The sequence below is a fragment of the Micromonospora olivasterospora genome, assembly GCF_007830265.1.
In the GTDB taxonomy this organism is placed as follows: domain Bacteria; phylum Actinomycetota; class Actinomycetes; order Mycobacteriales; family Micromonosporaceae; genus Micromonospora; species Micromonospora olivasterospora.
Genome location: NZ_VLKE01000001.1, coordinates 5642293 through 5651928, shown reverse-complemented (window position 1 = coordinate 5651928; position 9636 = coordinate 5642293). Strand labels below are relative to the sequence as shown.

General features: G+C 70.8%; 13 protein-coding genes and 1 pseudogene. 13 read left to right on the top strand and 1 reads right to left on the bottom strand.

What is annotated here, in order from left to right; genetic code table 11:
• The first annotated feature begins 119 nt into the window (after window positions 1-119).
• The 13 genes and pseudogenes from JD77_RS34850 to JD77_RS25885 all read left to right on the top strand — a co-directional run bounded on the left by JD77_RS34850 (window position 120) and on the right by JD77_RS25885 (window position 9049).
• Window positions 120-242, top strand: a complete 123-nt coding sequence (locus tag JD77_RS34850) for a hypothetical protein (RefSeq protein ID WP_281292124.1) — start codon at window positions 120-122, stop codon at window positions 240-242.
• A 113-nt stretch (window positions 243-355) separates the two neighbouring features.
• On the top strand, window positions 356-1774 hold the full coding sequence (gene istA / locus JD77_RS25930) for an IS21 family transposase (protein ID WP_145776558.1): 1419 nt from the start codon (window positions 356-358) through the stop codon (window positions 1772-1774).
• Window positions 1771-2532, top strand: coding sequence for an IS21-like element helper ATPase IstB (istB, locus tag JD77_RS25925; RefSeq protein ID WP_013289162.1), 762 nt, complete (start codon window positions 1771-1773; stop codon window positions 2530-2532). Before istA ends, istB begins: the two co-directional genes overlap by 4 nt.
• Window positions 2532-2792 carry a hypothetical protein gene (locus JD77_RS25920; protein ID WP_145776557.1) on the top strand — a complete coding sequence of 87 codons (261 nt, stop codon included), beginning with the start codon at window positions 2532-2534 and terminating at the stop codon, window positions 2790-2792. The genes istB and JD77_RS25920 overlap by 1 nt, the downstream gene beginning before the upstream one ends.
• A pseudogene (locus JD77_RS34160) lies at window positions 2789-2920 on the top strand (hypothetical protein); the annotation flags it as partial. The gene JD77_RS25920 and the pseudogene JD77_RS34160, both read left to right, overlap by 4 nt.
• A gap of 38 nt (window positions 2921-2958) precedes the next feature.
• A complete protein-coding gene (locus JD77_RS34155) occupies window positions 2959-3111 on the top strand; it encodes a recombinase family protein (protein WP_246140950.1) in 153 nt (50 codons plus the stop codon).
• Between the two features lie 81 nt (window positions 3112-3192).
• The gene (locus JD77_RS25910; protein WP_145776556.1) at window positions 3193-4446 is read left to right on the top strand and encodes an ISL3 family transposase; all 1254 of its coding nucleotides are present in this window, start codon (window positions 3193-3195) and stop codon (window positions 4444-4446) included.
• A 38-nt stretch (window positions 4447-4484) separates the two neighbouring features.
• Complete coding sequence (locus JD77_RS25905) at window positions 4485-4829, top strand: recombinase family protein (RefSeq protein ID WP_281292123.1); 345 nt, start codon at window positions 4485-4487, stop codon at window positions 4827-4829.
• 209 nt (window positions 4830-5038) lie between these two features.
• On the top strand, window positions 5039-5824 hold the full coding sequence (locus JD77_RS25900; protein WP_211372677.1) for a class I SAM-dependent methyltransferase: 786 nt from the start codon (window positions 5039-5041) through the stop codon (window positions 5822-5824).
• A gap of 337 nt (window positions 5825-6161) precedes the next feature.
• On the top strand, window positions 6162-7592 hold the full coding sequence (gene rox / locus JD77_RS25895; RefSeq protein ID WP_145777785.1) for a rifampin monooxygenase: 1431 nt from the start codon (window positions 6162-6164) through the stop codon (window positions 7590-7592).
• 187 nt (window positions 7593-7779) lie between these two features.
• Complete coding sequence (locus JD77_RS34150; RefSeq protein ID WP_246140948.1) at window positions 7780-7995, top strand: hypothetical protein; 216 nt, start codon at window positions 7780-7782, stop codon at window positions 7993-7995.
• A 111-nt stretch (window positions 7996-8106) separates the two neighbouring features.
• Window positions 8107-8406 (top strand): hypothetical protein, encoded by a 300-nt coding sequence (locus tag JD77_RS34145; protein ID WP_246140947.1) that lies wholly within the window; start codon window positions 8107-8109, stop codon window positions 8404-8406.
• A gap of 43 nt (window positions 8407-8449) precedes the next feature.
• Window positions 8450-9049 carry a maleylpyruvate isomerase N-terminal domain-containing protein gene (locus JD77_RS25885; RefSeq protein WP_145776554.1) on the top strand — a complete coding sequence of 200 codons (600 nt, stop codon included), beginning with the start codon at window positions 8450-8452 and terminating at the stop codon, window positions 9047-9049.
• Between the two features lie 21 nt (window positions 9050-9070).
• On the opposite strand, the gene JD77_RS25880 is transcribed toward JD77_RS25885, so the two are convergent.
• Window positions 9071-9592: a DnaJ family domain-containing protein gene (locus tag JD77_RS25880; protein WP_145776553.1), complete on the bottom strand. Its 522-nt coding sequence runs from the start codon at window positions 9590-9592 to the stop codon at window positions 9071-9073.
• Window positions 9593-9636: the final 44 nt, after the last annotated feature.

The following is a 9636-nucleotide window of genomic DNA, read 5'->3' as shown; positions in this document are numbered from 1 at the left end:
ATCGTTTCTTGAAGATCATCCGATCGGCCTCGAAACCGCCTGATCTGCCTTCAAAACTGCTTCAAAAACCAGCGCGTTCAACAACAGCCCAAGGACCGTTTTCTGAGAAGATCGCGGTCATGACGGGTGCGCTGAAACCCACCGAACTCCTCGCCGCCGAACCGGCGGTGCTCACCAACATCCGCATCGGCTACGCCCGCGTCTCCACCGGTGTCGGGGTACGGCCTGGAGTGCAGAGCTAAGTACAGCTGATCTTGCAGAGGTGCGCACTGTTTGTCCGTCGTCAGCGGGTGACTGAGGGTGAGGCTGCTCGGGTCGTGATCGGGCAGACGTGGGGCGGCTGGCGATGGGAGCGATGGATGAGCAGCGGTGGCTGGATGTGCGCCGGTTCCGGGCGTTGCACGAGGCTGGTGCGAGTGTCTCGGAGATCGCTCGTGAGACGGGCCTGAACTGGCGGACGGTGAAGAAGTACCTGGCTGCTGGTAGCGGCGAGGTGGTGCCGCCGGTTCGGGCGCGGCCGGCTCGGGGGCAGTTGATCGACGTGTTCGCGCACGTGGTCGATGCGTGGCTGCGGGCGGAGTTGCTGCTCAAGGGCACGGTGATCCATGAACGCCTTGTCGAGCAGTACGGGTTCACCGGCAACTATCAGCGGGTGAAGCTGTATCTGCAGCAGGCCCGGCCGCGGATCGCTGCGGAGTTGGGGATCAGTCCGGATCAGCTGGCCGGGCTGCACCGCCGGTTCGAGGTCGTTCCGGGCGCCCAGGCGCAGGTGGACTGGGGCGACGAAGGCGGCATCCTGGCCCATGTCGGGATCCCGAAGGTGTACTCGTTTCACATGGTGCTGTCGTACTCGCGGGACCCGTTCTGCTGTTTCACCACCAGCCAGGACCTGGCCGCGTTCTGGGAGTGTCACCGGCGGGCGTTCGCGCACTTCGGCGGGGTTCCCGGGGCGATCGTCTACGACCGGACCAAGACCGTGGTCCGCCGGCATGTCGCCCCGGGCCAGGCGGTGCCGCTGCACCCGGAAGCGGTCGCGTTCGCCGGGCACTACGACTTCGACATCGATGTGCTGGCCGCCTATCGGCCGACCGGCAAAGGGCGGGTCGAACGGCAGGTCACCATCATCCGCGATCATGTCCTGGCCGGGCGGGCGTTCTCGTCGCTGGCCGAACTCGACGCCACGTTCATGGCCTGGGTGCCACAGCGGCGGGCCGTAAGGCATCGCACCCACGGCGAGATCATCGGCGTGCGGGCGGTCCGCGACCACGCCGCGCTGCGACCGATCCCCGCCCGGCCGTATGTGGTCGCCGACCGGCATCTGCGGCACGTCGGCAAGGACTGCCTGGTCGCCTACGCCGGCAACCTCTACTCCGTGCCGGCCCGACGGGTCCGCCACCGCCAACTCGTGGAGATTCGGGCGACCGCCGCCACGATCACTATTCACGCCATCGTGCCCGGTCTGGACGGCACCACGCTGCTGGCCACGCACCAGCGGGCCGTGGGCCGCGGCGCCCGCGTGGTCGACGAGAGCCACTGGGACGGTCTGCCCGACGGACACACCCGGGCCGTCACCATCGGCGACCCCGACAGCGGGCAGTCGACCGCACGCCGACCGGCCCGTCACGACGGCGGCCAGGGGCCGCTGCAAGCCCTGCTCAACCGGGCCGCCGCCGCCCAGATCGCCGTCGAGGCCCGGCCGCTGTCGGTCTATGAGCAGATCGCTGCGGCCAGCCCGTTCACCAACCGCCCACACCTGAAGGACGTCTCGAAGTGAGTGAGCTGGTCACCAACCGCATCCACGCCAGCGCCACCAAACTCGGCCTGCCTCACCTGGCCAAGACGCTGCGGGAACTCACCGGCCGGGCCGACACCGAAGCCATGGGCTACCTGGAGTTCCTCGACCTCGTCCTGGAAGAGGAACTCGCCGTCCGCGACGAACGCCGCTTCCGCGCCGGGCTACGCCTGTCGAAGCTGCCGCACCACAAGACCCTCGACGACTACGACTTCAGCTTCCAACCCGACCTGGACCCCCGCAAGGTCCGTGACCTCGCGACCCTCGCATTCGTGCAGGCCAAGGCCAACGTCGCTCTCCTCGGCCCACCCGGCGTCGGCAAGACCCACATCGCCGTGTCCCTCGCGGTCGCCGCCTGCCGAGCCGGATTCACCGTCTACTTCACCACCCTCGACGACATGGTCCGCCACCTCACCGCCGCCGACGCGATCGGCCGCCTGGCCCGCAAGCTGCAAACCTACCTACGCCCCACCGTCCTGGTCATCGACGAAGTGGGCTACCAACCCCTCGAACGACCCGAGGCCAACCTCGTCTTCCAAGTGATCTCGAAACGCTACGAGAAGGGCTCCACCCTGCTGACCTCGAACAAAGGCTTCGGCGAATGGGGCCAAGTCTTCGGCGACGAGGTCCTGGCCACCGCCATCCTCGACCGGCTCCTGCACCACTGCGACGTCGTCCCCATCAACGGCCCCAGCTACCGACTCAAGAACCGCCTCACCGCCATCGAGAACGTCGCCTGATGCCCACCCCGGCCACCCCGGACGACCCCGCAGCCACCAGCGACACCAACCGCGGCGACCTGCTGCAACTCCTGCTCCAGATCTGCGAGGACTTCCTCGCCCGCACCACTCCGGCGACCCACCACGAGGTCGACACCCTCCTACGCGCCCGCGGCATCACCGGCGGACCCGGATGGCTGATCGACATGCTCGGCCTCACCCGCCTGCGCCTGCAAGACGCAACCCACCGTGACGAACAAGGCGCCCACCACGACACCTGACCTCTGCAAGATCAGCCGTACTCACCTCTGCACTCCAACGAGTACCCCGACAACCCGGCGGACAGAAGCTCGAACGCCAGCTCGACGCGCTCACCGCCGCTGGCTGCCGGCGCATCTCTGCCGAGAAGCAGTCCGGCCGCGACACCGACCGACCCGAGCTCGTCGCATGCCTGGCTTCATGCACCCCGGCGACACCCTGGTCGTGCCGTCCCTGGACCGGCTCTCCCGCTCGCTTCAAGACCTCATCGCCACCGTCGGGGATCTGCGCGGGCGCGGCGTCGGATTTACGGCTCTTGTGATGTTCTCGTGGGTGGGTTGACGCCCTGATCGACAGGGCACGCCGTGTCCCGTCTAGGTTTCTGGCTTGTCGAAGGTCAGAAACTGAAGATTGGGAAACGGCGTGCGTTTGACCAGGGTATTGCATCGACAGGCAGGGCTGGAACGGGCCGTCGTCGAGGGCGTGCGCCTCGATGACGACACCGACGGTGAGGTCTTGGTGATCTCTGCCCGGCCGCGCAAGGGCGCGGCGCGTCGCTGCGGGCGCTGCCGGGCTCGCGCGCCGTGGTACGACCGCGGCTGGGGCAGGCGGCGGTGGCGGCACCTGGACTTCGGCACGCTGCGGGTGGTCATCGAGGCCGCCGTGCCTCGGGTCGACTGTGCCGAGCACGGGCCGACGGTGATCGCGGTGCCGTGGGCGCGTCACGGTGCCCGGTTCACCACGGCGTTCGAGGACACCGCGGCGTGGCTGGCCGCGCGCACGTCCGCGTCGGCGGTGACCGGGCTGCTACGCATCGCCTGGCGCAGCGTGGTCGCCATCGTCGGCCGGGTCGTCGACGCTGCCGCCGCCGGCGCCGATCGACTGGCCGGACTCAAACGGATCGGTATCGACGAGGTCGCCTACCGCAAGGGCCAGCGCTACCTGACCCTGGTCGTCGATCACGACACCGGCCGCCTGGTGTGGGCCGCCGACGGGCGGGACAAGGCCACCGTCGCCGCGTTCTTCGACGAGCTGGGCGCGCAGCGGGCCGCGGCGCTGACCCACGTGTCGGCCGACGCCGCCGCCTGGATCGGTGACGTGGTGGCCGAGCGGGCGCCGCAGGCGGTCCGCTGCCTTGACCCCTATCACCTGGTCGCCTGGGTCACCGACGCCCTCGACGAGGTACGCCGGGCGGTGTGGAACACCGCCCGTGGCGGCAAAGGCGGCCGCACCGAGGCGTCCAAGACCCTCAAAGACGCCCGGTGGGCGCTGTGGAAGAACCCGCCGAACCTGACCGACAAGCAGAAGGCGACCCTGGCCACGATCCAGGCCACCAACCGGCCGCTGTACCGGGCGTACCTGCTCAAGGAACAGTTCCGGGAGATCATCGCGGTCAAGGGCGCCGACGGCAGGCTCCTGCTGCAGGCGTGGCTACGCTGGGCGAGCCGGTCGAAGCTGGCCCCGTTCGTCAAGCTGGCCAAGACGATTCGCCGTCACCTGCCCGCGATCCACAACATGCTCGACAGCGGACTGTCCAACGCCCGCATCGAGGCCAACAACGTCCACCTGCGCGTGCTGACCCGCCAGGCCTACGGCTACCACAGCGCCAAAGCGTTGATCACCATGGCCAACCTCCGCCGCGGCGGCCTCTGCCCACCACTACCCGGACGATCATGAACCCGACCCACGAGAACGGCAGTAGACCCGGATTTACCTTGCTGCACGAAAACCTGGACACCACCACGCCGGGCGGCCGGCTCGTGTTCCACGTCTTCGCTGCCCTCGCCGAGTTCATCCGCGAGCTGATCGTCGCCGGTACCCGCGAGGGCCTGGCCGCCGCCCGCGCCCGCGGCCGCGTCGGCGGCCGCCCCAGCGTTATCACACCCGAGATCATCCGCGCCGCCCGAGACATGCTGCCGAACCCCGACGCCAGCGTCACCGCTATCGCCCGGCTGCTCGGCGTCAGCCCCGGCACCCTCTACAACCACATCCCCGACCTGCGCGAGCTGCGTGCCGCCGGCCGAGCCCGCAGACAGCTTTCCGCCGGCACCACCAGCTGACCCATCCAAGATCAGCGCCGTTTGGATCTGGTGACACGTTTCTTCCCGGCACCCCAAATAGCAGGCACCGCGGCGCGACCCCGGCTACGGTCGGCCAACACGTCGACCGCCGGCCCGGACCCGGGGCATCGGCAGCGGGCGTGTCGCCTCGGCGACCGTTTCGGCAGGATGGTGCGATGGCAGGCCCGGATCGACGTGACCTCGGTGGCGTGTTCAACGAGGTGCCGCAGCTCTACGACCGGGTGCGGCCGGGATACCCCGACGAGCTGTTCGCAGACCTCGTCACCATCACCGGGATGGGCGACGGGGCGTCGGTGCTTGAGGTGGGCTGCGGTACCGGTCAGGCGACTCGCTCGCTGGCAGTGCTCGGGTGTTCGGTGACGGCCGTCGAGCCGGGCGCGGGAATGGCCGCACTCGCCCGTCAACGGCTCGCCGCCTTCGGCAATGTCACCGTCGAGACGTCGACGTTTGAGGAGTGGGACGACCGCGGTCGACGCTTCGATGTTCTCGTGGCCGCCTCGGCGTGGCACTGGGTCGACCCGTCCATCGGCTGGCCGCGAGCGCATGACGTGCTCAACCCCGGAGGCTGGATCGCGCTGCTCGGCCACGTCGTCGTCCGCCGGCCGGACGAGCCGGAGGTGTACGCCGAAACCGCCGATCTGCACGAGCGGTTCTCCCCCGCAAACCCCGACTGGGGTCATCCGCCGCTTGAGGACGACGTACGCACCACCGATGAGGGTTGGGGCCTGGTCGACGATCCCGGTGGCTTGTTCGGCCCCACGATCGTGCGCTGGTACCCGACCGTTCAGTGGTTCACCGGGGACGGCTTTGCCGATCTCCTCCGCTCGACGTCGCCGTACCGCAGGCTTGATCGCCGTGTCCGTGAGCCCCTGCTCGACGCCGTCGCCGAGCGCGTCCGCACACGGATGGGCGACCGAGCGGCACGCCGTTACCTGAGCGTCCTGCGCATCGGACAGCGCGCCGACACGGTATAGGCGGCGCCGTTACCGCCGCGCATGGCGACCCTGGCCGTCGTCAGGGGGAGTGCGAGCATTCGTCGTCGGGAGGGGCTCGCCCGTCGACCGCGCACGACAAAGGGCAAGGAAGACGCACCCCTTGCCCTTCTCAAGGTATAGCTCACCCGGGGTCTTGCGGCAATACCCGGGGCGTGGCGCAGAATCGTCGGCCGAGGCCAGAACCGCCGGGAAGCCGGGGGTCCACGTACGGGTCCGGGGCGGGCCGCCGGTGGGACTCGCGGCACTCGGCACGGAGGCACCGGTGTGCGTCCCGCCGGACCGCACCCGGCGGCTGGCCGACAACAATGGGGGGTTCATGATCGACGTGATCGTTGCCGGCGGCGGACCGACCGGCTTGACGCTGGCCAGCGAGTTGCGGCTGCACGGTGTGCAGGTGCTCGTGTCGGAGAAGGAGACGGAGCCGGCCAGGTACGTGCGCGCGCTCGGCTTGCACGTACGCAGCATCGAGCTGATGGACCAGCGTGGTCTGCTGGAACGGTTCCTCGCGCTCGGCCAGCGGCACCCGGTCCGCGGTTACTTCGCCGGCCTCGACAAGCCCGCGCCCGACCGGCTGGACACCGCGCACGCCTACGTCCTGGGCATCCCGCAGCCCACCACCGACCGCCTGCTGGCCGAGCGCGCCGCCGAACTCGGCGCCGAGATCCGGCGCGGCTGCGAACTGGTCGGGCTGAGCCAGGACGACCACGGGGTGACCGTCGAGCTGGCCGACGGCACGCAGCTGCGCTCGCGCTACCTCGTCGGCTGCGACGGCGGGCGCAGCACGGTGCGTAAGCTGCTCGGCGTCGGGTTCCCCGGCGAGCCCACCCGGGTCGAGACGCTGCTGGGCGAGATGGAGGTGGCCGTGCCACCGGAGGTGGTGGCCGCCGTGGTGGCCGAGGTCCGCAAGACCCAGAAGCGGTTCGGCACCGCGCCGCTCTCCGGGGACGGGGTGTACCGCGTCCTCGTGCCCGCCGAGGGGGTGGCCGAGGACCGTTCGGTCCCGCCGACCTTCGAGGAGTTCAGAAAGCAGCTGCGGACGTTCGCCGGCACCGACTTCGGCGTGCACTCACCGCGCTGGCTCTCCCGCTTCGGCGACGCCACGCGGCTGGCCGAGCGCTACCGGACCGGCCGGGTGCTGTTGGCAGGCGACGCGGCGCACATCCACCCGCCGACGGGTGGGCAGGGCCTCAACCTCGGCATCCAGGACGCGTTCAACCTCGGCTGGAAACTGGCCGCCGAGGTCAACGGCTGGGCGCCGGAGGGGCTGCTGGACAGCTACCACGCCGAGCGGCAGCCGGTGGCGGCCGACGTGCTGAACACCACCCGCGCGCTGATGGAGCTGCTGTCCACCGAGCCCGGCCCCCGGGCAGTGCGCCAGCTGGTGTCGGAACTGATGGACTTCGAGGAGGTGAACCGCTACCTGATCGAGAAGATCACTGCGATCGGGATCCGCTACGACTTCGGCGGGGGCCACGAACTGCTCGGCCGGCGGATGCGGGACGTGCGGCTGAAGCGGGGGCGCCTCTACGAGCTGATGCACGGCGGCCGCGGGCTGCTGCTCGACCAGACCGGCCGGCTCTCGGTCGCGGGCTGGGCGGATCGGGTCGACCACGTCGTCGCCGTCAGCGAGGAGCTGGACGTGCCCGCGGCGCTGCTGCGGCCGGACGGCCACGTGGCGTGGGTCGGTGACGATCAGCAGGATCTGCTCGGCCAGCTGCCCACGTGGTTCGGCGCCGCCCTCGGGTGAGCGCGCAGTCGTGGCACCGCACCGGGCACGCCTGGTCGGCCAGTCGAGCGGGCTCGGGTGACGGTGAACAGCAGCGGCGAACGGACGCCGAGCTGGCCGCACAGGATACCCGCGTGCCGGGTCCGACGCGGGCGTGCGCGCGATAAGTGGAAGTTGCCGGCGCGGGGCCCCGCGCTACGGTCCGCGCATGATCGACGACGGGTACTTCGGCGACGAGGTGGCGGCGCGGTACGACGACCCGACGTCGGAGATGTTCGCGCCGAACGTCGTGGGCGCCACGGTGGACGTGCTGGCGGAACTGGCCGGGCCCTGGAGTTGGGCATCGGCACCGGACGCGTCGCGCTGCCGCTCGCCGGCCGCGGCGTACCTGGTTTTCAACACGATCATGAACCTGACCACGTAGGAGGCCCAGGTCGCCTGCTTCCGCAACGTCGCCGAGCATCTGGCGCCGGGCGGACGGTTCGTCGTCGAGGTTCTGGTTCCCGAACTGCGCCGGCTTCCGCCCGGCCAGAACGTGCTGCCCTTCCAGGTCGGTCCGACCGGCTGGGCGTACGACGTCTACGACGTCGCGACCCAGGCGACGAGCTCCAACTACGTCTGGATCGTCGACGGTCACGCCACGTTCCGGTCGATCCCGTTCCGGTCGATCCCGTTCCGGTCGATCCCGTTCCGGTACGTGTGGCCCTCGGAGCTCGACCTGATGGCGCGGCTCGCCGGGCGGCGGCTGCGCGGGCGCTGGGACGGGTGGAACCGGGCGCCGTTCACCAGCGAGAGCCGCCAGCACGTGTCGGTGTGGGAGAAGCCCGCCGGCTGAACCCCGTCGTGCAGCACCGGGGCCGGCGCGCGAGGATCATGGCATGGGTGGTGGGCGAGCGGCGACCGCCGGCGTGGGTGCGGCGCAGGTCCGCGAGGCGGTCGACGAGATGATCCGGGTGCTCGCGCCGCATGCGGGGCGGGACTGGACGGTCCGGGCCGGCTCGCTCGACTGGAGTTGCTGGACGACCGCCGCGCACGTCGCGCACGACCTGCTCGCGTACGCCGGGCAGTTGGCCGGTCGACCGGCTGACCGGTACCTGCCCTTCGACCTGACCGTCTCCCCCACCGCGACCCCCGCGGAGGTGCTGACCGTCGTCGCCGCCTGCGGCGGCCTGCTCGCCGCCGCCCTCGACACCGCCGATCCCGCCCTGCGGGCCTGGCACTTCGGGCCCTGCGACCCGACCGGGTTCGCCGCCATGGGGGTCGCCGAGATGCTGCTGCACACGGCGGACGTCACCCGGGGTCTCGGCGTCGCCTGGCAGCCGCCCGCCGCGCTCAGCGCCGCCGTGCTGGCCCGGCTGTTTCCCGACGCCCCGTCGGGGCCGCCGGCCGAGGTGCTGCTGTGGATGACCGGGCGGGCCGAGTTCGCCGGGCGGCCCCGCCGGACCGCGTGGACGTGGCGGGCCGCCCTGCCGGGCTGACCGGCGGGGCGGCGGAGTCCCTCAGGTGTGGCGGCCGGCGACCGTGTCCGTCGGGCGCCGGCGCCAGGGCAGCCACCAGCGCCGGCGGGCCGGCCGAGGGCCGGTGGCCTCGGGCCGGGGCTGCGCCGCCGCGACCGGCGTCGCGGCGCCGGACCGGGCGTTCCGGTCGGCGCGCCACCGGCGTACGGTGTCGTCGGCGTTGACGGGACGCACGGCGACGCGCGGGCCGGTCGGGTTGCGTAGCCAGGCCATGACCTGGGCGTTGAGGTCGCCGACGTACGCCCGTACCGCCTGCTCGGTGGGCAGGTCGAGGACCTCGTCGGGGACCTGTTCGATCCTCTTGCGCAGCAGCAGCGGGGTGGGCAGCAGCAGGTCGGTGGGCAGCTCCTCCCGCCGTAGGAAGCTCTTGATCCACCACGCCTCGTCGTAGGGCAGGTTCCGGCCGGGGACCGGTTTGCCCATACCGGGCAGGTTGTCGAATTCGCCGCGTTCCTGGGCGGTGCGAATCTCCGCCTCGGCCTTCGCCTCCCAGCCGCCGGTCACCGTTCGCCACCCCCTTCGACCTACCGTAACGTGCCGTCATGAGG

What these genes read in the sequence shown, in the direction of transcription:
- JD77_RS34850 (WP_281292124.1), top strand. Translation starts at nt 120, where the DNA reads ATGACGGGTGCGCTGAAACCCACCGAACTCCTCGCCGCCGAACCGGCG.
- istA (WP_145776558.1), top strand. Translation starts at nt 356, where the DNA reads ATGGATGAGCAGCGGTGGCTGGATGTGCGCCGGTTCCGGGCGTTGCAC.
- JD77_RS25920 (WP_145776557.1), top strand. Translation starts at nt 2,532, where the DNA reads ATGCCCACCCCGGCCACCCCGGACGACCCCGCAGCCACCAGCGACACC.
- JD77_RS34155 (WP_246140950.1), top strand. Translation starts at nt 2,959, where the DNA reads ATGCCTGGCTTCATGCACCCCGGCGACACCCTGGTCGTGCCGTCCCTG.
- rox (WP_145777785.1), top strand. Translation starts at nt 6,162, where the DNA reads ATGATCGACGTGATCGTTGCCGGCGGCGGACCGACCGGCTTGACGCTG.
- JD77_RS34150 (WP_246140948.1), top strand. Translation starts at nt 7,780, where the DNA reads ATGATCGACGACGGGTACTTCGGCGACGAGGTGGCGGCGCGGTACGAC.
- JD77_RS25885 (WP_145776554.1), top strand. Translation starts at nt 8,450, where the DNA reads ATGGGTGGTGGGCGAGCGGCGACCGCCGGCGTGGGTGCGGCGCAGGTC.